Annotated in this window: 20 protein-coding genes; 15 read left to right on the top strand and 5 right to left on the bottom strand. The window is 72.3% G+C overall.

What is annotated here, in order from left to right:
- Positions 1-289: 289 nt before the first annotated feature.
- Together ACZ56L_RS23440 and ACZ56L_RS23435 are read left to right on the top strand one after the other, a co-directional pair.
- Entirely contained in the window at positions 290-1,465 is a 1,176-nt protein-coding gene (locus tag ACZ56L_RS23440) for a serine hydrolase domain-containing protein (RefSeq protein WP_471066036.1), read from the top strand.
- Positions 1,466-1,889: 424 nt separating this feature from the next.
- On the top strand, positions 1,890-2,768 hold the full coding sequence (locus ACZ56L_RS23435; protein ID WP_471066034.1) for an alpha/beta hydrolase: 879 nt from the start codon (positions 1,890-1,892) through the stop codon (positions 2,766-2,768).
- Positions 2,769-2,955: 187 nt separating this feature from the next.
- Here the strand turns inward: ACZ56L_RS23435 and ACZ56L_RS23430 are convergent, their stop codons facing one another.
- Positions 2,956-3,357, bottom strand: a complete 402-nt coding sequence (locus ACZ56L_RS23430) for a peptidase inhibitor family I36 protein (RefSeq protein ID WP_401760340.1) — start codon at positions 3,355-3,357, stop codon at positions 2,956-2,958.
- A 740-nt stretch (positions 3,358-4,097) separates the two neighbouring features.
- Here ACZ56L_RS23430 and ACZ56L_RS23425 point away from each other — a divergent pair.
- The 4 genes from ACZ56L_RS23425 (at position 4,098) to ACZ56L_RS23410 (ending at position 8,153) form a co-directional block, all read left to right on the top strand.
- Positions 4,098-5,063: a D-alanyl-D-alanine carboxypeptidase family protein gene (locus ACZ56L_RS23425; protein WP_471066031.1), complete on the top strand. Its 966-nt coding sequence runs from the start codon at positions 4,098-4,100 to the stop codon at positions 5,061-5,063.
- 74 nt (positions 5,064-5,137) lie between these two features.
- A complete protein-coding gene (locus ACZ56L_RS23420) occupies positions 5,138-6,052 on the top strand; it encodes an endonuclease/exonuclease/phosphatase family protein (RefSeq protein WP_380837496.1) in 915 nt (304 codons plus the stop codon).
- 74 nt (positions 6,053-6,126) lie between these two features.
- Positions 6,127-6,867, top strand: a complete 741-nt coding sequence (cseB, locus tag ACZ56L_RS23415; RefSeq protein ID WP_468690002.1) for a two-component system response regulator CseB — start codon at positions 6,127-6,129, stop codon at positions 6,865-6,867.
- Between the two features lie 11 nt (positions 6,868-6,878).
- On the top strand, positions 6,879-8,153 hold the full coding sequence (locus ACZ56L_RS23410) for a sensor histidine kinase (protein WP_471066029.1): 1,275 nt from the start codon (positions 6,879-6,881) through the stop codon (positions 8,151-8,153).
- Positions 8,154-8,586: 433 nt separating this feature from the next.
- Here the strand turns inward: ACZ56L_RS23410 and ACZ56L_RS23405 are convergent, their stop codons facing one another.
- A complete protein-coding gene (locus ACZ56L_RS23405; protein ID WP_401760329.1) occupies positions 8,587-9,456 on the bottom strand; it encodes an AraC family transcriptional regulator in 870 nt (289 codons plus the stop codon).
- 316 nt (positions 9,457-9,772) lie between these two features.
- Here ACZ56L_RS23405 and ACZ56L_RS23400 point away from each other — a divergent pair, with 316 nt between their 5' ends.
- Positions 9,773-10,696, top strand: a complete 924-nt coding sequence (locus tag ACZ56L_RS23400) for an aminoglycoside phosphotransferase family protein (RefSeq protein WP_471066026.1) — start codon at positions 9,773-9,775, stop codon at positions 10,694-10,696.
- 710 nt (positions 10,697-11,406) lie between these two features.
- Here the strand turns inward: ACZ56L_RS23400 and ACZ56L_RS23395 are convergent.
- Together ACZ56L_RS23395 and ACZ56L_RS23390 are read right to left on the bottom strand one after the other, a co-directional pair.
- Positions 11,407-12,258, bottom strand: a complete 852-nt coding sequence (locus tag ACZ56L_RS23395) for an alpha/beta fold hydrolase (protein WP_471066024.1) — start codon at positions 12,256-12,258, stop codon at positions 11,407-11,409.
- Complete coding sequence (locus ACZ56L_RS23390; protein ID WP_471066022.1) at positions 12,258-12,875, bottom strand: TetR/AcrR family transcriptional regulator; 618 nt, start codon at positions 12,873-12,875, stop codon at positions 12,258-12,260. The genes ACZ56L_RS23395 and ACZ56L_RS23390 overlap by 1 nt, the downstream gene beginning before the upstream one ends.
- 97 nt (positions 12,876-12,972) lie before the next feature.
- Between ACZ56L_RS23390 and ACZ56L_RS23385 the strand changes: the two genes are divergently transcribed.
- From ACZ56L_RS23385 to ACZ56L_RS23365, 5 genes are all read left to right on the top strand, one after another.
- Positions 12,973-14,490 (top strand): carboxylesterase/lipase family protein, encoded by a 1,518-nt coding sequence (locus ACZ56L_RS23385; RefSeq protein WP_471066020.1) that lies wholly within the window; start codon positions 12,973-12,975, stop codon positions 14,488-14,490.
- Positions 14,491-14,688: 198 nt separating this feature from the next.
- On the top strand, positions 14,689-15,231 hold the full coding sequence (locus tag ACZ56L_RS23380) for a hypothetical protein (protein ID WP_468689988.1): 543 nt from the start codon (positions 14,689-14,691) through the stop codon (positions 15,229-15,231).
- Positions 15,232-15,256: 25 nt separating this feature from the next.
- Positions 15,257-16,021 (top strand): hypothetical protein, encoded by a 765-nt coding sequence (locus tag ACZ56L_RS23375; RefSeq protein WP_471066018.1) that lies wholly within the window; start codon positions 15,257-15,259, stop codon positions 16,019-16,021.
- A gap of 712 nt (positions 16,022-16,733) precedes the next feature.
- Positions 16,734-17,411: a GGDEF domain-containing protein gene (locus ACZ56L_RS23370; RefSeq protein ID WP_471066017.1), complete on the top strand. Its 678-nt coding sequence runs from the start codon at positions 16,734-16,736 to the stop codon at positions 17,409-17,411.
- 244 nt (positions 17,412-17,655) lie between these two features.
- Positions 17,656-17,934, top strand: a complete 279-nt coding sequence (locus ACZ56L_RS23365; protein WP_468689983.1) for a hypothetical protein — start codon at positions 17,656-17,658, stop codon at positions 17,932-17,934.
- Between the two features lie 16 nt (positions 17,935-17,950).
- Here ACZ56L_RS23365 and ACZ56L_RS23360 read toward each other — a convergent pair whose 3' ends face one another.
- Entirely contained in the window at positions 17,951-18,556 is a 606-nt protein-coding gene (locus tag ACZ56L_RS23360) for a TetR/AcrR family transcriptional regulator (protein WP_471066014.1), read from the bottom strand.
- Positions 18,557-18,795: 239 nt separating this feature from the next.
- On the opposite strand from ACZ56L_RS23360, the gene ACZ56L_RS23355 reads away from it, so the two are divergent.
- The 3 genes from ACZ56L_RS23355 to bla all read left to right on the top strand — a co-directional run bounded on the left by ACZ56L_RS23355 (position 18,796) and on the right by bla (position 22,987).
- Positions 18,796-20,238, top strand: coding sequence for a purine-cytosine permease family protein (locus ACZ56L_RS23355; RefSeq protein WP_471066012.1), 1,443 nt, complete (start codon positions 18,796-18,798; stop codon positions 20,236-20,238).
- 43 nt (positions 20,239-20,281) lie between these two features.
- The gene (locus ACZ56L_RS23350) at positions 20,282-21,934 is read left to right on the top strand and encodes an amidohydrolase (protein ID WP_471066010.1); all 1,653 of its coding nucleotides are present in this window, start codon (positions 20,282-20,284) and stop codon (positions 21,932-21,934) included.
- Between the two features lie 132 nt (positions 21,935-22,066).
- A complete protein-coding gene (gene bla, locus ACZ56L_RS23345) occupies positions 22,067-22,987 on the top strand; it encodes a class A beta-lactamase (RefSeq protein WP_471066008.1) in 921 nt (306 codons plus the stop codon).
- Positions 22,988-23,040 lie beyond the last annotated feature (53 nt).

Below are 23,040 nucleotides of genomic sequence, written 5' to 3'. Positions count from 1 at the left end.
ACGGGTCAGGAGCGGTGGGCAGGCCGTACACCTAGGCCCCCGAGGCACCGGAGGGGCTGCGCGTCGCCGTACGGGTGCGGGGCAGGGGGCGCGCGGCGCCGCCGCCGACGGGCTTCCCCTGCGCGGAGAAACGCATACGCCGCCGCAACATGCTCCCGCCTTCCATGGACGCGCGGACCAGAGCGGTCCGTACGGACGACTGCCCGTGCCGAGGACCGTTGTGCCGAGGACCGTCGGTGCCCGGCCCGGCTTCTCGGCTCCGGGAGTCGATCACGCGAAGGAGAGCGTCGTGCCCTACGAAAACGTCCGTCCGTCGTTGCGGAAAGCCGGTCCGGCCGCCGGTGCGGCCATGTTGCTGCTGTGCCTCACTCCGCTTGCCACGGCCGCTCCGGCGCCTGTTGGCAGCGTGCAGCAGGCGATGGAGGAGCTGGCCGGGGTTCCCGGGGTGGTGGGGGCCGTCGGCGGGGCCTTCGTCGACGGGAGGCCCGTCGGGCAGGGCAGCGCGGGCTCCCGGTTGCTGGACGGGCACGGCGGGAGGATACCCACGAACGCCCGCTACCGAATCTGGTCCCAGACCAAGCACATGGTGGCCACCGTGGTCCTGCAACTGGTGCAGGAGGGCCGGTTGGGCGTGGACGACAAGCTCGGCGGCCTGTTGCCGGCGGTGGTGGAGCAGGATCTGGTGGCACGGGCCGACGAGATCACGGTGCGGCAGTTGCTCCGGCACACCTCCGGGATCCCCGACTGGTACGCCGGCCGGCCGAACCCGGACGGCAGCGAGGGGGAGCCGTCGTTCGACGTGTTCGACTTCTCGACGCCCTACCGGCCACTGGATCTGGTGAGGTGGAGCCGTGGTCGGCCCCGGACCGGGGAGCCGGGCGAGAAGTGGTCCTACTCCAACACCAATTACACCCTGCTCGGTCTGGTCGTCGAGAAGTTGACCGGTCGCCACCTGGCCACCGAGCTGCACACCCGTCTGTTCGGCCCGCTCGGGATGACCAGGACCCACCTCATGGTCAAACCGCCGGACGGCGTCAAAGGACCGCACGGCCACGGCTACTACCCCGACTCCGACGGCAGGCCGCGCGACGTGGACCGGTACAACGCCGGGCTCGCCGGGGCGGGGGCCGGGGGCGTGGTCTCCACCGCACACGACGTGAGCGTCTTCCACCGGGCGTTCGCACAGGGCAGGCTGCTGCCGCCGGAACTCCGGCGCGTCCTGACGGACCCGCTGCCCGGCGCCGCACACCCCCGGGGTGCGGGCCTCCACCGGTGCGGGGAAGACTTCTCCATCGCGGGAGGGCTTGGGCCCGGCTCCCTGGCCATGACCTTCTACTCGGCGGACGGCCGTCGACAGTTCGCGATGTCGTTCACCCTGAGCGTCAAGCCGGGCGACGTGAAGATCGACGCGGGCAGGGCCGTCGAGAGCGTCTTCTGCCCCTCTTCCTCAGCGGCGGCCCCATGACCGTTCACCCGGCGGAACTTTCCGGCTCCGGCCACAGCACTTCGACCGAGCCGGTTGCCGCAGGCCCGCGGCCTGCGGCCGTTCCCCGCTGCGACAGGTGTGATGCTGCGGGGACGAACCAGGCGGGCGACGCGCGTCTCCGTACGTGAACGCCGCATCTCGCGTTCCTGCGCGCAGCCGACGCCCACGACCAGCTTGCCCGGCTGGGCGGTCGGGAGCTGAAGACGGCGGATGTCGTCGCAATCCGGTGACGGTCGGCGTCGGGCGGGACCTATGGTCTCGATCATGCACGTGGTCCTCGGCAACTGGCATTCTCCGCGCATCCGTTCGGTGTCCCCGACTCGGTGCTGACCAGCGCGTTCCGTCGACACCTGGTCATCCGTGCGCTCTTCACCGTTCACCTCAGGATGACGAGGACTCCTTCATGCGCATCACCGCACACCCGACCTTCGTGTTCGTTCCCGGCGGGTCCAGCAACGCCCGTGCCTGGGGCCCGTTGCAGAACGAGCTGGCCCTGCGCGGGCACCGTTCGTACGCCGTCGACCTGCCCGGTCACGGCGACCGTGCCGACCAGCCGGCCGCCTACTACCGGCAGCCGCAGGACATGGCGGCACTGGCCGCCGCCCCCTCCGCGATGCGGGGCATCACCTTGCGGGACAACGTCCGTCACGTGGTGGACGTGCTGCGCCGGCTCGCCCCCTCGGGGCCCCTGGTCCTGGCGGGCAACAGCTTCGGCGGCCTGACCGTCACCGCCGTCGCGAACGCCGTGCCCGAACTCCTCGACCGCGTCGTCCACCTCTCCGCGGTCTGCCTCAGCGATCCGGCGATGATCACCGAGGAGTGGGACGTACTCGACGACAACCTGCTGGACGCCGCAGCGGCACGCATCAGCGTGCCGGACGCCGCGAACCAGGGAGCAGTACGCCTCAACTGGCGTGCCGCCCACGCCGACCCCGCACTGTTCGCGCAGCTCAAGACCGCCGTCATGGCCGACTCCACCGACCACCAGTTCCGTATGCTGCTCGACTCCATGGACCCGGACGAGAACCACGGGGTGCTGGAGGAGGGCGCGGTGGCCCGGGCCTCGCGGTGGGGTGCGGTCCCGCACACCTTCGTACGCCTCAGCGAAGACCTGAGCATCCCCCCGGCCGTCCAGGACCACATGATCCGCAAGGCAGACGAACTGACCCCGGGGAACCCGTTCGACGTCCGCACTCTGGCCACGTCCCACGTCGGATACTTCAGCCGTCCGCACCTCTTCGCGGACCTCCTGGCCGACCTGGTGCGAACCGCACCGATATAGGCCGATACAGGTGGAGCGGAGCCCCCGTGCCAGTCGTCCGGGGGTGGCTCAGTCGGCCTGATCGTCCCTGGCGGCGCGACGGGGTTCGCAGGTGACGATCAGGCCGCGGGGTCGAGCCGGCTCACCGCACGCCTTGTCCGGGGGCGGCTGCTCGGCCGCCCCCGGCAGGTCCTGCGGACCGTGGAGCTCAGCAGCTCCGTACGGAACTGACCTTGTTGGCGATGTGTTCCGGGAGGGGGCCGATCTTTCCGTCCGGGATCGTCGTCAGCTTGTTGACGTAGCCTGCCTCGCTGTAGAGGCACCAGTTGCCGCCGCTGATGTTCTTGACGGAATACACGTTGTCGTTGAGGATTCCGCCACTGATGCCTCCGAGGTTGTAGACCCCGCTCTTGAGCTTGAGATGAGCCCCGGTGCCGTTGCCGTGCTCGTAGATGCAGAAGGCCCAGGGGTCGCAGTCCCAGGCCAGAGCGCCCTTCGCGCTCGGGGCCGCCGGCAGTTGGGCGAGTGCCGGCGCGGGCGACGCGGCGAGAGTGAGGGCGGCCGCCGCGGCGGACACGAGGAGCGCTACGGACTTGGTCTTTCGGAACATGGTGTGGTCTCCGATCATGATCCCGTTTCCGGACGGGGCGATACGCACCGAAAGTCGTATCTGACGAAAACCCGTCGAACCCGGTCGAACCCGTTGTTCCGGTTCGCACTCCACACCTTGTCCGGTCCCGGGCACCGGCACTCCAGTCCGGTGTATCCCTTCCGTGCCCGCCCGAGGGCAACCCTTCTGACCAGTTGCGATGCCCGCTGACAGGAAACGTTTCCCACTGTCGCGGGCCGGCCGCGACGGGGCCGGCCCGCGGCCCCGTCGCGGCCAGCGCCCTCGCGCGGACCGCCGGCATCTGCTCCGACCCGCCGGCCGGGGTCGCGCTCACCCGCCGTCCCTCGTCCGCGGCGATCAGCGTTCCGGAGACGGGCTTGCCTTCCAGTCCGGCGCACGTCCTCGGCGGGGAGCGCCACGCCCGGTGCCTTCCGGCGGAGCCGGGGGTCGAACCCGTGGCCCGCCTGGGACGAGATCCATGGACGCTGCGCAATGCGGGCAGTTCACGCGCTCGATCGCCGGACCCTTGTCGTTGCCTGTCGGCCTTCGGGCCTCCGCCTCAGGGCCTGGGACCGCCCGGCAGCGGACGAGGACCTGCTGATACACAGCTGCAACACAGCCGCGCGGCGCCGGAAGCTCAGCCCTGACCGGCTGGAAGCGGTGCGCCCCCAGCCTGGGCAGGTACCCGATGGCCGGTGTACATGTGCTGGCTCTGGGAGGCCGCTGCTGTGCCCACACGTGTGAAGCGTTCTGTCCGTACCGCGTACGCGAGACTCCCGCGCGAGCGTCCGGGTGTGGTCTGGGGCCTGGTGGCTGCGCTGCTGGCCGGCGGGGCCGGCGGCTGGATGGCTCTGCCGGAAGGGAGCGGCGGAGGGCGGCTGTCCGCGGTGGTCGCCGGGCTCGATCTGCCGTGGCCCGACGAAGGGCAGGCAGCCCTCGCGGTCGAGCGGGTGGGTGATCTGGGTGCCGTCGGCTCGCGGCGTGCGGTACCGATCGCGAGCCTCACCAAGGTGATGACCGCCTACGTGATCCTGAAGGACCACCCGCTCGGGGACGGGCAGGACGGGCCTCCGGTCGAGGTCGACGGGCAGGCCTCAGCCGAGGCGTACTCGCCGAGCGAGTCCACGGCACCGGTCGTCGAGGGGCAACGGCTCTCCCAGCGCAAGCTTCTGGAGCTGATGCTGCTGCCCTCGGCCAACAACGTGGCCCGTCTGCTGGCCCGTTGGGACGCGGGCAGCGAGACGAAGTTCGTGGCGAAGATGAACGCGGCGGCGGCCCGGCTGGGAATGACCGACACGACGTACACCGGGGCGAGCGGCATCGAGGCCACCACCCGGTCGACCGCGGCCGATCAGTTGAAGCTGGCCCGTGAGGCCATGAAGGACCCGGCGCTGCGGGCGACGGTGGCACTGCGCAGCACGGCGGTTCCGGGGCGGGCCGAGCCGGTGCGGAACACCAACGAGCTGCTCGCCCGGCCCGGTGTGGTCGGTCTGAAGACCGGTTCCAGCACTCCTGCGGGCGGCAACCTGGTGTGGGCTGCCGAAGTTCCGGAGGGCGGGAAGCGCCGTCTGGTCTACGGGGTGGTGCTGGGCCAGCGTGCCGGAACCTCGCCCGCCGAGGGGCGTCGTGCCGCGCTGGAGAGCAGTGGCCGGCTTCTCGACGCTCTGCGGGAGAAGCTGCCCGCCGTCCTCGGGCGGCAGGCGTGAGTGCCGCGCTTGGCGAACGTACGTCCGTGGAGTCGGACGTACCGCCTTCCGGGCCTTCTCGTACGACTGACGGCATGTGGCGGCGGGGGCGGGTGGTCGCTGTGGGCGCTGTGCTCTGCGCCCTGCTCATGGCGTCGCACTCCCTGGTGCCGAACGGATTCGGGAACCTCGGCAGTCTCCTGCAGACGTTGCTGCCCTGGTCCGGCCTGGGCGTGGTGGCGCTGGCGGTGCTCGCGTGCGTGCGGCGGTCCGCGCTCGCCGCCGCGGCCGTTCTCCTCCCCGCCGTCCTGTGGTGTTCGCTGTTCGCGGGAGTGCTGGGCGACAAGCGTTCCGAGGGCGGGGATGTGACCGTGGTCAGCCACAATGTCCGGGAGGAGAACTCGGATCCGGGGCGGACGGCACGGGCGTTGGCGGGGTCGGGCGCCGACGTGCTGGCGCTGGAGGAGTTGTCACGGGAGAGCACGTCGGCGTACGAGCGCGAGCTGGCCTCCGCCTACCCTCACTCCGCCGTGCGCGGCGGCATCGGGATCTGGAGCAGGCTTCCGCTTTCGACCGTGGACACGGTGGAGATCATGCCGTGGACGCGTGCCGTGCGTGTCACCGTCGAAACCCCGCGGGGGCCCGTGGCGCTGTACGCCGCGCATCTCGCCTCGGTGCGGGTGCTGCCGACCACGGGCTTCGCGACGGCGCAACGCAACAGCGCGGCCGTGAAACTGGCAGAGGCGGTACGGGCGGAGCGGCTGCCCCGGGTGGTCGTGGCCGGTGACTTCAACGGGTCGGCCGACGACTCGGCGCTCAGCACGCTGACGGGGTTCCTGCGGTCGGCGCAGGAGGAGGCGGGGGACGGATTCGGGTTCACCTGGCCCGCGTCGTTCCCGGTGGTGCGGATCGATCACATTCTGGTGAAGGGCGTGACGCCGGTCGCGGCATGGACCCTGCCCGGCACCGGCAGTGATCACCTGCCGGTCGCGGCCTCGCTGCGCCTGTGACCTGCGGCCCTGCCTCCAGCCGACGGTTACGATTCGGCCAATAATGAGCATTTACATTTCGAAAGGGTGACTTCTTGTCTGCATCGCACCTCCAGGTCCCGGCACCGGTGAGGGTCCTGGTCGTCGAGGACGACGCCGTGATCCGTCGCGCCGTCCAGCTGGCTCTGGAGCGTTACGGGTACGAGGTCACCGTCGCGGGTGACGGTCTCGACGGGCTGGAGGCGTTCCGGGCCGGCCGGCACGATCTGCTGATCCTCGACGTGATGCTGCCGGGCCTGGACGGCATCGGGCTGTGCCGTCGCATCCGTGAGGAGAGCCTCGTACCGGTGCTGATGATGTCGGCGCGCGGCGACGCCCTCGATGTCGTGTCCGGGCTGGAGGCCGGGGCGGACGACTACGTCGTCAAGCCCGTCGACATCGGAATCCTGGTCGCCCGGATCCGAACGCTGCTGCGGCGGGCCACCTTCCGGCCGGCGCCGGACCCGGCTCAGGCGGCGGGGGCCGACGGCGCCGCCGCGGTGCCGGGCCGCCCGCTCGTCTTCGGCGACCTGACCATCGATCTCCTCGGACTGGAGGTGTACCGGGACGGCAGACCTGTCCTGCTCTCCCCCACCGAGCTGCGGCTCCTGCTGGCGTTCGCGGAGAACCCGGGCAGGGTGCTGGACCGGCGGAGACTGCTGCACGACGTCTGGGACTACGGCTGGGAGGGCGACACCCGCGTCGTCGACGTGTGCGTGGTGCGGTTGCGGAAGAAGATCGGCGCCGACCGCATCGAGACCGTACGGGGCTTCGGCTACAAGCTCCTGCGGGCCTGAGGGCGGCGGCCATGGGGTTCCTCAACCTCCGCGCGTTGCGCTGGAAGGTCGCGGCGCTGACCGCGGCCGCCTGCTGCGCGGTCGCCGCCGTGATCGGACTGCTCGTCCACCGGGCGACGGCGGAACACGGACGGCGAGCGGGCGACGAGCGGGTCTCCACGCAACTGTGGCTCGCGCAGCAGGAGTTCGACCGCACCGGCAAGAGGCCCGAGGCCGCCTCGCTCATGGCGCCGGACGAGCTGCCCGAGCCGCTGGCGCGCAAGCTGGCGGAGCAGCAGCAGACCGATGCCTTCGCCATCTGGTACGACGTGAAAGAGCCCAACTGGTACTGGCTGTGGGCCGCCGCGCCCGTCGAGGGGGGCCGGGTGCTCACCGTACGCACGGACATGAGCGCCGAGGTACGCAGCCTGCAGCTCCTGGACCGCAGCATCGTCAAGGCGGTGCTGGCCGCGCTCCTCGTGGTCGTCCCGCTCGCCGCGCTGGCCACCGAGCCGATGAACCGGCGGCTGCGTCACGGGGCGCGCACCGCGCGCAGGATCGCCGACGGTGATCTCGATGCCCGGATCGGACGCCGGGGCCGGGCCCGTGACGAGATCACCGAGATGTCCGCCGCGATGGACGCGATGGCCGGCGCACTTCAGCTGCGGCTGGACGCCGAGAAGCGGTTCACCGCGGATGTGGCGCACGAACTGCGTACTCCCCTGATGGGACTGCTCACCTCGGCCGGTCTCCTCGCCGCCGACGACGAGGCGGCGGACCTGGTGCGGGAGCGGGTGGAGACCCTGCGCCGGCTGGTCGAGGACCTGTTGGAGATCTCGCGCCTGGACGCCGGAGCGGAGCAGGCGCGGCTCGACGAAGTGCCCTTGGGCGAGCTGGTCACCGATGTGATCCGGCGCGGAAGCCGGGCCGACGGTACGCAGGTGCTGGTCGACGGTGCGAACGTGGTGCGTACCGATCCGCGCCGTCTGGAGCGCATCGTCAGCAACCTCGTTTCCAACGCGCACCGGCACGGAGCGGCGCCCGTGACGGTCACGGTGACAGGCGCACGGATCGTCGTGCGCGACCACGGACCCGGCTTTCCCTCCGGGCTGCTGGCCGCCGGACCGCAGCGGTTCCGGACAGGGGCCACCGGCCGTGGGCACGGGCTCGGGCTGACCATCGCGCTCGGGCAGGCCGCAGTGCTCGGTGCGCGGCTGGACTTCGCCAACGCGGACGACGGGGGCGCGCGGGCCACGCTGGAGCTGGAGCGGCCTCCGGAACTGGCCCGGCACGCTCTTGCCCGGTAGGAGGAGCCACGTCGGCTGCGGCGACGGTGACCGTGCCGACCTCCCGTCCGGCGTCCGGCGGGTGCCGCCGTTGGCGGCTGCTGCCGGGCGAGCGTTCGGGCGGGCCTGGCGGCCGCTGGGCTCTGCGCTGCCTGGTCGCAGTGTGTCCGGCCCGCTCGCCCGGCACGCGTCGGCCACGTCGATGTCGTCCACGTCGATGTCGTCGCCGGACTGTTCGGCGTAGCCGGCGAAGTGCCGGTGGTCTGCGCGTTCGTCGTCCGGGCGGGGCCGTGGGGGCTGTCGACCTGCTCCTGGTGGTCGTGGTCGGCGGCGGCCCGGTGGTTCGCCGCGGGTTCGGGATCGGTCGCCGTGCTCGGACACGGGCCACAGCGGTTGAGCGCTTCAGTGGGCGGGTTCCGCCCCGCTGAAGCGCTCAACCGTGTTCGCCGGTGCGTCAGGCCGGTTCGACAGGCAGCCACAGCTCGCAGGTCGCCGTGGTGAAGTCGTCCGCGCGCTCAAGGATCGCGACGATCGAGGGGCCCGGTCGCAGCCGCCACGGGTTGGAGGGGAACCACTCGGCAGCGGTCGCCGCCCAGGTCGTCTGCAGGGCCTGCGGATGCGGTCCGCTGGTACGGAAGACCGCCCACCTCCCGGGCGGCACCTCGATGGTGTCGAGGTCGTCCGGGGCCGGTGTGCCGTGGGTGAGTGCCACTCCGTGCAGGTAGGTCAGTTCGCTGCCTTCCCCGGCGTCGGGGTCGAGGTCGTCGGAGACCTGGAGCAGACCTTCCGGTTCGGTGTCGCTCAGAGCCTTCAGCCGCAGGTGTTCCTCGTGGGGCAGTGCGGCGATGTGCCGCTGGATGTGGGGGTTGACGCCTTGGTGGATGAGCGGGACCCGGGCTGCGTGTCCGACGAGCCGGAACGCGGGTCGGTCGATGATGCGGGTGTCCATGGAATTGCTCCCTTCAACGGTCAGGCGGAACCTGAGCTGGGGTTGTGTGCGCAGGGGGCCTCCGTCGCGGCGCACGTCACCGGGGCCGGCGCCGTGGACCGACCGGAATGCGCGTCCGAACGCCTCGCTGGAGCCGTATCCGTGCCGGACGGCGATGCTCAGCAGATCGTCCTTGCCCTGGACGACGTCGGCGGCGGCAACGGTCATGCGCCGTCGGCGCACGTACTCCGACAGCGGCATGCCTGCCAGCGACGAGAACATCCGGCGCAGGTGGTAGTCGGTCGTGCCGAGCGCCGCTGCCAGCCCTCGGATGTCGAGTTCCTCCGCGAGGTGCTCCTCGACGAGGTCGACCAACTGGTTGAGTGCTGAGATCACGGGGCCTCCCTTTCGACATCAACTCTGGCAGCGGTCACCCCGGCCGTACCCGACCGTTGCGAACCGATCCGGTCATGCGCCCGGGCTCCAGACGTGCATCCGCTCCCGCTCAGTGCGCCGGCTCGTCCGCGCGCCTGCTCACTCGTTCATTCGCCATCGGAAGAGTGCCGTCACAGGGCCGGTCGAGGGGGCGCGGCCGGTGTCCCCGCTGGCTGCGAGGTGACCGGTACGCCGCGATGGACAGACTGTCCGTCGGCCTCCGGTAGGTTGCGGTGCGAACCCCGTCCCCCGTGGATTCCTGTGCGAGAGGTGCGATGTGCGTACGTTGGAAGCAGGCGAGGTCCCGCCTCACCTGGCTGCTTCGTACTCCACGGGCTTCGGCGAGGAGGGGAGAGCCTGGATCGCCGGGCTGCCGGCTCTCGCGACGAGCATGCTGGAACGCTGGGACCTGGAACGGGACGGCACCGCGAAAGCCGGAGAAGCCGCACTGGTAGTGCCGGTGGTGCGTTCCGACGGTACGCCCGTGGTCCTGAGACTCCAGCTGCCCCGGCAGGAGACCGCCGCCGCGCTGATCGGCCTCCGCACCTGGAACGGCGAGGGGATGGTGCGGCTGCTCGATCATGATCCTGTGAGCAGCAGCATGCTCCTTGAGCGCCTGAACGGGGCCCGCACGCTGGCCTCGGTCAACGACGACGACGTGGCGATGAGCACCCTCGCGGAACTGCACGCGCGGCTGATCGCCGTCCCCGCGCCGCGGGGACTGCGCGGTCTCGGCGACATCGCCTCCGAGATGCTGGATCAGGTCCCCCACGCGAGCAGCAGGCTGGCCGACCCGGCCGACCGTCAGCACCTGCGCAGTTGGGCGTCGGCGGTGACCGAATTGGCCGGTGAGCCCGGGGACCGGCTGTTGCACTGGGACCTGCACTACGACAACGTTCTCGCCGCGCAGCGCGAGCCGTGGATCGCCATCGATCCCGAGCCGCTCGTCGGCGACCCGGGATTCGATCTGTGGCCCGCCCTGAACAGCAGGTGGGACGACGTCGTGGCGCAGGGCGACACTCTGCGCACCGTGCGGCGCCGCTTCGACCTGCTCACCGATGTCCTCGGCCTGGATCGCGCACGTGCGACGGGCTGGACCATGGGACGGCTGCTGCAGAACGCACTCTGGGACATCGACGACGGAGAGACCCGGCTCGCTCCGTCCTCCCTCGCGATCGCGGACTCGCTGCCCGCCCGGTGACCTCCGTGGGTCGTCGCGATGCGGTACGCGTGCCGGGTGGCCGTGGAAGCGGACGTACGGTGATCCCCCCTCACCGGGTGCGCAGGGCTCACCGGGTGCGCAGGGCGCGGGTGGCGGCGTGGGCGTGCTCGTCGCGCATCGGGTCAGGTCGCGCTGCGGTGTTACGGGACGGACGGTGGGGGGCGGGTCGTTCACCGGGGCCGCCTTCGTCGTCGGGATGGACGGTCGTTCTCGGTGACGGGGCGGGACGTACGGGCACTGTTCGGCTCGAACGACCGGAACGCCACGGCGGGGGCACCCACGAACCGGCAGGACCACGCGATGGAGGATCTGCGGGCGAAGGACATGACCCGCAGCGCCAAGGGCACCGTGGAGGTCCCGGGCCGCAACGTACAGGCCACGTCAGGGCTGAACCGGCCGGTCCTGGGCATCGGCGCGGCCGTCGACATCAAGCACCGGTCCAGTGCGCCCCGGGTGGCCGCCACGCATCGGTCCTCCCGTTGGCGGTCAGGTCCGCCCCGTGCCGGGGAAGAACACGGTGTGGCAGCGGGGGCTGTCACGACAGCGCGAGAGTGCCGCACTCGGCCTCGTGACCGGCCCAGGTTCCAGATTTCAGGTGGATGGTGCCGGTGCCTTCCGGGCACGGCCATGAGACGGGGCACCGGCCCGGGCGTGGCCGCGTGGGACCGGCAGCCCGCGCGGAGACCGGCTCAGCCCCAGAACTCCCGCAGGGCCGCGTTGACGAGAGCGGGTTCCTGGGTGTGCGGGTAGTACCCGGGGACCCGCAGGAGCCGGCCGTCGAGCGATTCGGTGAGGGACTCGGCCACGGCGGTGAGGGGCAGCCCCACGTGTTCGCGGTACGCGGCCGGCGCGTGCTCCCAGGTCCCGCAGATCACGAGGACCGGCAGGGCGGCGTTCCGGATCGCCTCCAGCGGGATGTCCGCCTCCCAGACGGGACGCTCCCTCATGGAGGTGGCGACGGCACGGAGCCGGCGGGGCGTGGGCTCGGGCATGTCCATCCCCAGCCCTTCGGTGGACGCCCGCAGGTACTGCTCCGGCGTGACGCCCTCCGGGATGCCCGGCGCGCCGTCGCGCACCCGGTCGAGCAGGCCGGCGACGACGGGGTGATGCGCCGCGGCAGTGAAGGCGGAGGGCTGGATGAGGGCGAGGGAACGGACGAGGCCGGGCCGGCGTGCGGCGGCGATGAGCGCGGCGACGGCGCCGTTCCCGTGCCCCACGAGATGAGCGCCGCCCGGACCGGCGGTGAGCGCCTCGTCGCCGAGAACCGCCACGGCGTCCTCGGCGTCGACCTCGAAGTCGCTGCGTGCGGTGTCGGGACTGTCGCCGTAACCCCGGCGGTCCATCAGGAGGAGTCGCCGGCTGTCGGCGAGGGGTCGCTGCGCGGCGAACCCGTACGCGGGGTCGCTGCCCCAGGTGAAGATGTTGTGGACGAACAGGGCCGGGGCGGCGGCCGTCGTGGCCACCTGGACCGTCGGAGCCGTCCGGGCCCGGCTGCCCGTCGCCCCCTCGCGGTCGTCCCACACGGTCACGTGCACGGCCATTACGCGCCCTGCCGAAGCCGAGGAACGCCGAACAGCCGGTCCAGGTGCGCGTCGATCGCGGCGAGCGCGTCCCGGGGCGCGATCACGTCGAGTTCGATCAGGGGGGTGAAGCCGGTGAGGGCGAGGAGCAGGTTGGTCTCGGTCGCCGGGTCGCGGCCGGAGTCGATGTGCCCGTCGGCGATCGCCTGACGGACCAACTGCTCGACGAGGGCCCGCCCTTGGACGAGGCCGCGGCGCGCCTGCTCGTGCACGGCCTGGTCGTGCAGCGCCTCCAGGACGTAGGCGGCGCTCATCCGGCTCGTCGCGCGGGCGTCGGCGTGCAGGGGGAGCATCTCCGCGAGCGTCACTCGCAGCACGTCCCGGGGGTGCGGACGGTCCCCGAGCTTTTCGAGCCCCTGGCGCACGCGCACCGAGGTCTGCTCGGACGCGAAGTCCATGGCGAACGAGAGCATGGCGGTCCGGGACGCGAAGTAGTGCTGCAACTGACCGAGCGACATGCCCGCCTCCTGCGCCACCACGCGCATCGTCAGTTGTGTGACGCCGCGCTGCTCCACCACCCGCCACAGCGCGCGGGCGATCGCTTCGCGGCGGCTGCGGTGATCCACCTGTTTGGGCATCGCCGGCCCCTTCCTGATGGCCGAGAACTTTTCCAATACGATTGACATAGTACACCTGACCCATAACCGTGGGGCCCACCCGAGGGAAGGATTCGTCATGTCCGAGCAACCGAAGGTGCGGACCACGGAAGGCGTGGTGCAGGGACGTCGGCGGCAGGGGCACGCGGTGTTCCGCGGCATCCCCTACGCCCGGCCCCCGGTCGGGGCGCTCCGCTTCGCCGCGCCCGCGCCGCCGCACCGCTGGGAGGGGACGCGGCAGGCGGTCGAGTTCGGCCCCGTGGTGCCGCTGTCCCTGCCGATCGACGTGTCCCCGCAGGGCACCGACTGGCTGACGCTCGACGTCGGCACTCCGGATCCCGGGGCGGCGGGACTGCCGGTGCTGGTGTGGATCCCCGTGGGCGGCTACCTCTCGGCGGTGTCGAGCGACCCGATGTACGACCCGGCGGCGCTGGCCGGGGCGGGAGTCGTCGTGGTCACCGTCAACTGCCGGGTGGGCGCGGAGGGTTTCGCGTTCCTCGACGACGCGCCGCCCAACCGCGGGTTCCTCGACCAGATCGCGGCGCTGGAGTGGGTGCAGCGCAACATCGCCGCCTTCGGGGGCGATCCCGGCCGGGTCACCGTGGGCGGGCTGTCCGCCGGGGCGGGCTCGGTCGCCGCCCTGCTGACGATGGAGTCCGCGCGCGGCCTGTTCCGGCGGGCCGTCGCCCATTCCGTGCCGGGGCTGTACAGCACCCCCGCGCTGGCACGAGAGGTCACCGCCGCCTTCGCGGGCCGGCTCGGCGCGGCCCCCACCGCCGAGGCCCTGCGCGACATCGACCCGTGGCGCCTGGCCGCCGAGCTCACCTCCTTCAACGCCGGCCTGCACGCGCACCGGGAGAGCTGGGGACGCCTCACGGAGACCGGCACCGCGCTGTGCCCCGTCGTCGACGGCGAGGTCCTCCCGGAAACGCCCTGGTCGGCGCTGACCGGCGCCCGGGCGCGCGGGACCGAACTGCTCGTCGGTCACGCCCGGGACGAGTTCCGGTACTTCAGCGTCGTGAGCGGGCGGTACGGCACCTTCACCGAGGAGGACGCGGACGCGGCCCTGGAACTGCTCGCCCCGCGACCGGACGGCGCGCGGGCCTACCGTGCCGCGTTCCCGCAGGCGGGCCCGGAGGAGCTGGTGGAGACGGTGTACTCCGACGCCCTGTTCCGCATGCCGTCACAGAAGCTGGCCGAGGCGAACGCCGCGGCCGGCGGCACCTCGTACCTCTTCGAACTGTGCTGGCCCGCCCCGGTCCTCGGCGGCATCCTGGGCGCCTGCCACAGCCTCGACCTGCCCCTGGCGTTCGGCACGCTGGACAGCCCCGTCGGCGTCCAGCTCGTCGGCGAGGAGCCTCCTCCCGAGGCCGTCGCGCTCTCCCGCGAACTCCAGGACTCATGGGTTCGCTTCATCACCACCGGCGACGCGGGCTGGCCGGCCCACCGGCCCGGCGGCCGCCTCACCCGCGTCCTGGACGCCGAGTCGAAGACTCTGCCCCACCCCGAACGCGCGTCCCTCCAGATCTGGGAAGGCCACTCCCCCACTCCTTTCGATCATTCGTCATCGCCCGGTTCGGCTCCTTCGTCTCCTTAGGCTGCGACGCCGCCACCCTCCTGCCCGTCGGGGACGGTGTGAACTGGCGTACAGCCAGGCGAAAAAGGCGTTGATCCAGCCGCCGCACGACACTCGTCACCGCGCTTCGGGGCATCGTCCGAAGCCGAGTCCGCAGGCGTGTTAGCTTCAGCGCTGTGTCCGCACGACCAGCGGACACCTTTTCTGTCTGGGGGATACATGCGCGTCATTCGGTTGGCTCTCGTCAGCTCACTCGCGGCGGCCTCGCTCGTCGGATCGTCCTTCGCCACGGCGGGCGCGGAGCAGCTTCCTGCCCCGAAGCCGAGCCCCGCGGTCGAGGCCGCGCCCAGCGTCGAAGGCTCCCCTTCCGCCGCGGCCGCGCCCATCGGTCTCTTCGTGACGACCGGCGACAAGGTCCACTACTCGACCTCGAAGCCGGGGTCTCCCGCGGCGATGTCCGGTCACGGCTGGTGGATCAAGGGGACGACCAAGGCCACCAAGGCCAACATCTCCATCTGGCTCGAGGTGAAGTCCGGGAAGGGCTGGCGCGTGGTCGGCTCGGGCGTGAAGAAGAACGCGTACCCCGGCGGTGGCAGCAAGGGACGGGCGACGGCACGCATGGTGTGCGCCCAGGGCCCGGTCGTTCCGGGTACGAAGTGGACGTACCGCACCCGGATCGACGTTGACCTCATCGGGCACGCCGACAGCAACGAGCAGGCCGTGACGGCGCCGCAGTCGTACCCCTGCCTGCCCCAGGTCTAGTCGGTGGGTGACTCCTGTGACCGGTATGGAATCAACGCTGATCGTCAGCCTCACGGGCTCGATCGAGCTTCACGAGTGGGCCGACCGGCTGTACGCGGACGGCCGGGACGACGACGCGTTCAGCCTGATCGTCAGACAGGGCGTCATGCACGGCCTGACGGAGTTCCACGGGTCGAAGGGATCGCCCCGGGTCAGCTGGAGCCATCACGACGCGGGCGACTCGTGGACCGGAAGCTCCGACGCACCCGAACTGATCTGGTTGCAGGTCGACACTGCCGAATCGGCACCGGGCAGACTTCCGCTGCAGCCGATCGGGGCCCTGCTCGACCGGGTTCTCAGGAAGGTCGGCACACCGCGGATCGATGAGGGCGACTTCCTCATCCCGCTGGGCCGGTTCCCCCGTGACCCGATGGAGTTCGCCTACGACCGCGACTGGTTCGAGTTCTCCGACCCGGACCGGTCGGAAGTGGCCGGCATCGAGCTGTACGCCTCGGCCGGCGAGGGCGGCGGGAGTGCGGACGTGGCCGCCGTGGCCGCGACGGCCCAGGCATGGCTCGGTGACGCAGCCGTACTGGCAGTAAGCGACCGGCCCGCCCCGGGGCCGGTCGCGTTCCGAGGATCTCCCTACGTACCGCTGGAGTTCCTCGGCCAGGTCGACTGCACGGTCCGCGAGTGGTCGATCGAGGCACTGGCCTGGCTGACCGAAGTCCTCGGCTGGGCGATGTCGAGTGCGGGGTGCGGGGGCCACGGGCTCGTGCGGCTGCGCAGACAGCCCACCGCACGCGCCTGAACGGCCCGGGCCCCGTGGTTCCCCTCCCTCCCTGGGGAGGGGAACCACGGGGCACTTCCGTTCACCGCCCCTCTGCCCGCCTGGGCTGCCGCGCCCCTGCCGTGCTGCCCTTCGCTCCTGCCCTTCGCGCTGGCGACACCGGGGGCCGCGGTCGCCGTCGTGATTCTGCCGCGATGTCGCGGCCGTACGCGTCCTGGGATTCCAATCTCCGGCCCGAACGCACCGCGCCGGCCTGGCGGCGCAGCCTGCCGACGACCGGCGTGGGGCGGTCGCGCTGTCCTGTCCGGCCGTCCGGCACAGCGTCGCGCTGTGCGCGTTGACGCCGGCGGTCGCGCTTCCGCCGCTGCTCGCGCTCGCCCGGCTCGCCGCCGTACGTGCGGTGCGCACCGAGCGGTGCCCGCGGGCCGGCGCCCGCCGGCGCTGACCGTACCGATGTGTCCGCCGGGCGTGCCGACGTTGTGCTTCGTGTACGGCACACGGTCGTGGTCGGTGAGTGCCACGGGCACATGAGCGAGCCGCTGGAGGGCGCCGCCGCCCTGCCGGCCGACGGCAGGCGGAACGTCACGCTCGTCGGCGTCCGCGTTCCGGGCCCGGCGGGGAAGGGTGGATCGGCGGTGGGAGCCGGGATCGTGGCACGTGGTGGTCGCGCGCGGTCCGACATCCGTCGGCCGTGGCGGGCAGCCATTCCGTACGAGCCGATACGGAGGACCCCATGACCTCAACACACCTTCCCCTGCGTCCACTTGGGCAGCGCGCCCTCCTTCTCACCACCGCGGCCCTGCCGTTGACCGGCTGGACCGTGCACGCCGTCGTCCTGCACAAGCGACTCGCCGCGACCCGGGTCGACCCGCTCACCGGGCTGTTGCGCCGGGACGCCTACACCGCCCGTGCCCTGCGGGTCCTGCGGCGTCACGGAGACGGCACCGCGGTGGTGCTGGTCGACGTGGATCACTTCAAGTCCGTCAACGACAACTTCGGGCACGCGGCCGGGGACGCCGTCCTGGCCGCCTTCGGGGCGCGACTCTCCGCGTGGGCGGGCCCGCACGCCTCGGCGGGCAGGCTCGGGGGTGACGAGTTCGCCGTCGTGCTTCCGCTGGCCGCCGCCCGCCGCGAGGAGCGCCTGGGGCAGTTGATGCGCATGCTGTGCACCCCGGTGCGGCTGGAGGACGGGCGCACGGTCCTCGTCGGCGCGTCCGTCGGCGCAGCGACTCCGGACGCGGTGGGGACCCGGGACCTGTCCGCGCTGCAACGGGCAGCCGACGCCGCGATGTACGACGGCAAGCACTCCGGCCGCGTGTGCCTGGCCACCCTCACCCACGCCGCCGCACCGTCGGTCAACGGCCGCCGGGCGGGCCGCCCCGGCACGCATCAGTGGGGGCGAGCCGCCTGAACTCCCCACGGGTCCCGGCGCGGGGCTTCGGTGCACGAACCGAGTCCCCCTGGCCACGGCAGTGGCGGGTGAGGCCGCCGGGGCGTCCCGGCGACCACGTCCTGGACCCGCGTGTCGCGGCGGTGTCGCTGGGCCTGGACCCGTCGGGCCTGGCGAACAGGGCGGAGATCAGGAGGCGGGCACGGGCGGCGCGAGGGGGGCCGGTACCGGCGCCGTCGGTCGACGTCGGCCCGGCGGGGGGCTGGTGCCGGGTCCGTCGGCGCTCGTCGTCCTGCTCGGTGCGACCGTGCTGAGCAGGACGGGCTTCGGGGTGCTGCTCGTCCTCGGGTACGGGCTGGGCACGGCCGCCGCCCTCACCGCCGCCGGACTGCTGCTCGCCCGGGGCGGCAACCGGCTCGCCGCCGTCGGGGAACGGCACCTGCCGCCGCTCCGCCGTTCCACTCCGTACGGCGGCCTGCTGACCGCGCCGGTCGTCCTGACGGCCGGTCTGGGCCTGGTCGTGCGCAGCCCGTTGCCCCGGTAGCCGTGCACGGGGACGGTTACAGCGGCGGGACCAGGCGCTCCACCGCCGAACGGGCGGCGGACAGGGCCTGGCGCCGGTCGGTGCCGCGCTGGCCCAGGACCACCCGGGTGCTCAACCCGTCGAGCAGAGCGAGGAGTTCCGAGGCGCGGGCCGCGACGTCCGCGACGGGGGCGAAACGGCCGCGGGCCACTCCCGCGGTGAGAATGCGTTCGAGGTCGTCCTGCCAGCCCCGGTCCATCTCCTCCTGGGCCCGGCGCAGCGGTTCGTTGGCGGGCGCTCTCGCCCAGAGCTCGATCCACAGCATCCAGCGGGGGTCGCGGGCGCCGCGCGGCAGGTACAGCTCCAAGAACTGGTCGAGTTTGCGTTCGGCGGCGGTCCGCCGGGCGAGGAGGGCGGCGCGCTCCTCGCCGAGCGCCGCCTCGCTCCACCGGAGGGCCTCCAGGAGCAGCAGGTCCTTGCTGCCGAAGTAGTACAGGATGTGGCCGCCGCTGGTGCCCAGCCGGTCGGCGAGCGCGGACATGGTCAGCGCGGCCAGCCCGTCCTCGGCGATCGCCGCCATGGCCTCTTCGAGCATCCGGTCCTGAGCCACCAGCCCGCTGCGCCTGCGTGCCGCGCCTGCCACCCCTGCCGCCTTCGTGATCGCCCTGCCGGCAGCCGCCCGGGCCGCGGGCCGGATTACCGGCCGGGCCCCGGGCCGGCGCTTCCGTCGTCGTCCGTCGCTGTCCGCTCTCGACCCTAACGCGTTTTCCGACGGCGGTTCATGGGCGGGTCTTGACGGCGCGCACCGCGTCCCCCATCTTGAATGACGTTCTACTTTCTAGAACGGCATTCAAAATCCGGCACAAGGGGCGAGGTGCGCGCATGGCGCAGCAACAGACGGCCGCAGGGCGGGGCGCAGCCGGTGCGGCAGGACGGAACACCCCCGGGCCGGCCGCCCGGGACGCCGTGTTCCAGGTCGAGCAGCGAGGCATCGAGCCCGTCCCGGAGGAAGAGCGGCACGGCAGCCCCAAGGACCTCTTCTGGCTCTGGTTCGGCTCCAACCTCACCTTCACCTACGTCATCAACGGGGCCCTGGCGGTCGCCTTCGGACTGTCCTTCTGGCAGGCCACCGCCGTCATCGTGATCGGCGGGCTGTCCTTCTTCGTCATCAGCGCGGCGGGCCTCAGCGGCATCCGCACCGGCACCGCGACCCTGGTCGTCTCCCGCGCCGCCTTCGGGACGCGGGGCAACTTCCCGGCGGGAGTGCTCAATTGGGTGGTGAGCATCGGTTACACGGTGGTGAACACCGTGGTGGGCACGCTCGCCCTGGAGTCCCTCTTCGCCGAGCTGGGCCTGCCCGGCGGGCACACCGCCCGCGCCGTGGCGCTGGCGGTCACGCTGGCGCTCACCTTCGTGGTCGCGATGTGGGGGCACGCCACCGTCCAGTTCGCCGAACGCTGGATGGCGTACGTCCTGGCGGTGGGTTTCGCCGCGCTGCTGGCCTTCCTGCTGCCCGGCGCGGACACCTCGGCGCCGGCCACCGGGCCGGGGATCTCGGCGTGGAGCCTGGCCTTCGTGGTCGTGCTGGCCGGGCCGTTCTCGTACCTGCCGATGCCCGCCGACTACACCCGCTACCTGCCCCGCACCACATCGCTGCGCTCGCTCACCTGGAGCGGCGCCCTCGGCGGGCTGCTGTCCTCGGTCGCCCTGGGCGTGGCCGGGGCCGCCGCCGCGACCCGTACCGACATGAGCGACAGCGTGGCGGGGGCGGAGGGGCTGCTGCCGGGCTGGTTCCAGCCGCTGTTCCTCGTTCTGGTGCTGGGCGGTTCGGTCACCAACTCGATCGTCACGCTGTACTCCTCCAGCCTCAACCTCCAGGTCCTCGGCATTCCGTGGACCCGGGCCAGGACCATCCTGATCAGTGCCGGCGTCACGGCGCTGGGCTCCCTCGGCGCGTTGTTCCTCACCGACTTCACCGAGTCGCTGCTGTCCTTCCTGTCGCTGCTGATCATCGTCTTCGCGCCGTGGGGCGGCGTCTTCCTCGCGGACATGCTGCTGCGGCGCTGCACGTACGACACCGAAGCGCTCCACTCGGGCGGCGACCGCGCCTACTGGTACCGGGGCGGCGTCCACCTCCCCGGTGTGGCCGCCCTGGTCGCCGGAATCCTGTTCGGGGCGCTGACCTGCGACTCCGAGCTGTGGACCGGGCCGCTGGTGGCCCCGCTCGGCGGGGCCGACCTCTCCCTGCTGGGCTCGGTCGTCGCCGGCTCCCTCTACTGGCTGCTCGCCCGGCGCACGGTGCGTCCGGTCCCCGCCGCCCTCTGACCTCTCTCCCCCTCTCCCCCACCGACCCCAGGAGTTCCTTCCCATGACCCGCACCGCCCCCGCCGATCTCGTCCTCGTCGGCGGCCGTCTGCACACCGTCGACCCCGGCCGCCCGGAGGCCGAGGCCCTCGCCGTGCGCGACGGCCGCATCGTGTGGCTCGGCACGACCGAGGAGGCCGCCGCCTGGACCGGTCCGGACACCGAAGTCCTGGACGCCCGGGGCCGGCTCGTCCTGCCGGGGTTCATCGACGCCCACAACCACGTCCGGCTCGGCTCGGACGACGCCTGCGTCCAGTTGGCCGGTGCGGGCACCCTCGGCGAGATCCACCGGCGGATCGGCTCCTGGCTCGCGGCCCACCCGGACGCCGCGTGGGTGGAGGCCGAGGCCTTCGACTACTCCGCGATCGAAGGGGGGCGGATGCCGTGCGCCGCCGATCTCGACCCGGTCACCGGCGACGTTCCCGCGTTCGTCCTCAGCTACGACGTGCACACCGCCTGGCTCAACACCGCGGCCCTGCGCCGCCTGGGCGTCGACCGCACCCGCACCAGCCTGCCCTTCGGCGAGGCCGCCACCGACCCCGCGACGGGGGAACCGACCGGATTCATCACGGAGTTCGCCGTCAAGGGGCTCTCGCGCGACGGCCATCGGGCGCTGCGCGCGCTCGGCGTGCCCTGGGCCTGTCAGGACCGTCAGTACGGGCGTCTCGCCAAGAGCCTGGACGACGCCGTCGGCTTCGGCATCACCACCGTCGTGGAGCCGCAGAACTCCCTCGACGACCTGGCCCTGTACGAACGGGCCGCCGCCGAGGGTCGGCTCCGGTCCCGCGTCGTCGCCGCCCTGTTCCACCCCCGGGGCACCACCGCGGCCGACCTGGACGACTTCGCGGCCGCCGCCCGCCGGTACGACGACGACCGGCTGCGGGTGGGGCCCCTCAAGCTGTACATCGACGACGTCGTGGAGCCCCGCACCGCCGCCCTGCTGGAGCCGTACGCGGGCTGCGGGCACCACCGGGGCGAGACGTTCTACCCGCCGGAGGAGTTCGCGGACCTGCTGACCGCGCTCGACGCCCGCGGTTTCCAGTGCTTCGTCCACGCCACCGGGGACCGCGGCATCCGCACCGTCCTGGACGCCGTCGCCCGCGCGCGTACCGCCAACGGGCCCCGGGACGCCCGCCACCAGGTCGTGCACGTCGAGTGCCTCGACCCGCGGGACACCCCGCGCTTCGCCGAGCTGGGCGTGGTCGCCTGCATGCAGCCCCGGCACAGCGCCCCGGAGATCGCCGGGCCGGGCAAGGACTGGGCCGAGAACGTCGGCGCGGACCGCTGGCACAAGGCATGGCCGATGCGCTCCCTGCACGAGGCCGGTGCGGTGCTGGCCTTCTCCAGCGACTGGAACGTGGCCGAGATGGACCCGATGGTCGGCATCTACACGGCCGTCACCCGCCGTCCGCTGGACGGCGGCGAGGCGTGGATGCCGCAGGAGACCGTGGATGTGGAAACCGCGGTGCGCGGCTACACGATGGGCTCGGCGTACGCCAACTTCCTGGAGGGAGAACGCGGTTCGCTCACCGTCGGCAAGCTCGCCGACTTCGTCGTGCTGTCCCGCGACATCCTGCGGACCGCCGACCCCTCGGAGATCCTCGGAACGGTGGCCGAGGTCGTGGTGGTCGGCGGTGAAGTGGTGCACAAGGTCTGACCCGAGGGGGCGCAAGCGGGACATATCACTCTCAATCCACCGCGTCCCGAAGCGCGTGCGCATCGACCGGAACCGAGTGCTCCGCTCCTGCCTCTTGATCATTGTCAGCCCAACGGACCGGAGGAGAAGACGATGACCCTGATGAACGCCCGCAGTCCCCTGTCCCGGCGCGGGATGCTCACCGTGGGGGCCGGCGCGGTCCTGGCCGGCGCCCTGCCGACGAGCGCCCGGGCTGCCACGACGCGGGGCGAGGAGGCGGTCATCCGCCAGTTGCGGGAGCTGGAGGAGCAGCACGCGGCGCGGCTGGGCGTCTACGCCCAGGACACGGCCACCGGCCGTGTGGTGCGGCACCGCGCGCAGGAGCGTTTCCCCGTCTGCTCGACCTTCAAGACGCTGGCCGCCGCAGCGGTGCTGCACCACCTCGACACGGACGGGCGGTTCCTCGCGAAGCGCCTCCACTACACCGAGAAGGACACCACGGACTCGGGCTACGCACCGGTCACCGCCAAGCCGGAGAACCTCGCCAATGGCATGACCGTGGCCGAACTCTGCGCCGCCACGATCTCCCAGAGCGACAACGCGGCGGGCAACCTGCTCCTGCGCGAGCTGGGCGGCCCGAGCGCGATCACGCGCTACTGCCGCTCGATCGGGGACCGTACGACACGGCTCGACCGGTGGGAGCCCGAGCTCAACTCCGCCGAGCCGGGCCGGGTGACGGACACCACCAGCCCGAGCGCCATCGGGCGGACCTACGCGCGTCTGGTCCTCGGCGACGTTCTCACGCCGCCGGACCGCAGGCGGCTCACCGGCTGGCTGAAGGCCACCACCACGGGCGCCGCGAAGTTGCGGGCGGGCCTGCCGGCCGACTGGGTCGTCGCGGACAAGACCGGGGGCGGGAAGTACGGCACCAACCACGACGTGGGCCTCGTGTGGCCTCCCGGGCGCGCTCCCCTCGTCATGGCGGTCCTCACCACCCGGCACGCTCCCGACGCCCTGCCCGACAACGCCCTGATCGCCCGGACGGCCACCCTGCTGTCGAACGCGCTCGTCTGAGCCGGGGCTCCCCCCTTCCGGGACCGCCCCCCCCCGTCGAACGGGGCGTGCCC

Source organism: Streptomyces sp. NPDC039736 (genome assembly GCF_055596485.1).
Note: the sequence above shows the minus strand (reverse complement) of the source record. Positions and strands in the feature narration are given on the sequence as shown.

Excerpts from the sequence above, each read along its gene's own strand:
- ACZ56L_RS23410 (WP_471066029.1), top strand. The coding sequence starts at position 6,879 with ATGGGGTTCCTCAACCTCCGCGCGTTGCGCTGGAAGGTCGCGGCGCTG.
- ACZ56L_RS23380 (WP_468689988.1), top strand. The coding sequence starts at position 14,689 with ATGCGCGTCATTCGGTTGGCTCTCGTCAGCTCACTCGCGGCGGCCTCG.
- ACZ56L_RS23395 (WP_471066024.1), bottom strand. The coding sequence starts at position 12,258 with ATGGCCGTGCACGTGACCGTGTGGGACGACCGCGAGGGGGCGACGGGC.
- ACZ56L_RS23385 (WP_471066020.1), top strand. The coding sequence starts at position 12,973 with ATGTCCGAGCAACCGAAGGTGCGGACCACGGAAGGCGTGGTGCAGGGA.
- ACZ56L_RS23420 (WP_380837496.1), top strand. The coding sequence starts at position 5,138 with ATGTGGCGGCGGGGGCGGGTGGTCGCTGTGGGCGCTGTGCTCTGCGCC.
- ACZ56L_RS23370 (WP_471066017.1), top strand. The coding sequence starts at position 16,734 with ATGACCTCAACACACCTTCCCCTGCGTCCACTTGGGCAGCGCGCCCTC.
- ACZ56L_RS23350 (WP_471066010.1), top strand. The coding sequence starts at position 20,282 with ATGACCCGCACCGCCCCCGCCGATCTCGTCCTCGTCGGCGGCCGTCTG.
- ACZ56L_RS23390 (WP_471066022.1), bottom strand. The coding sequence starts at position 12,875 with ATGCCCAAACAGGTGGATCACCGCAGCCGCCGCGAAGCGATCGCCCGC.
- ACZ56L_RS23430 (WP_401760340.1), bottom strand. The coding sequence starts at position 3,357 with ATGTTCCGAAAGACCAAGTCCGTAGCGCTCCTCGTGTCCGCCGCGGCG.
- ACZ56L_RS23435 (WP_471066034.1), top strand. The coding sequence starts at position 1,890 with ATGCGCATCACCGCACACCCGACCTTCGTGTTCGTTCCCGGCGGGTCC.
- ACZ56L_RS23355 (WP_471066012.1), top strand. The coding sequence starts at position 18,796 with ATGGCGCAGCAACAGACGGCCGCAGGGCGGGGCGCAGCCGGTGCGGCA.
- ACZ56L_RS23375 (WP_471066018.1), top strand. The coding sequence starts at position 15,257 with ATGGAATCAACGCTGATCGTCAGCCTCACGGGCTCGATCGAGCTTCAC.
- bla (WP_471066008.1), top strand. The coding sequence starts at position 22,067 with ATGACCCTGATGAACGCCCGCAGTCCCCTGTCCCGGCGCGGGATGCTC.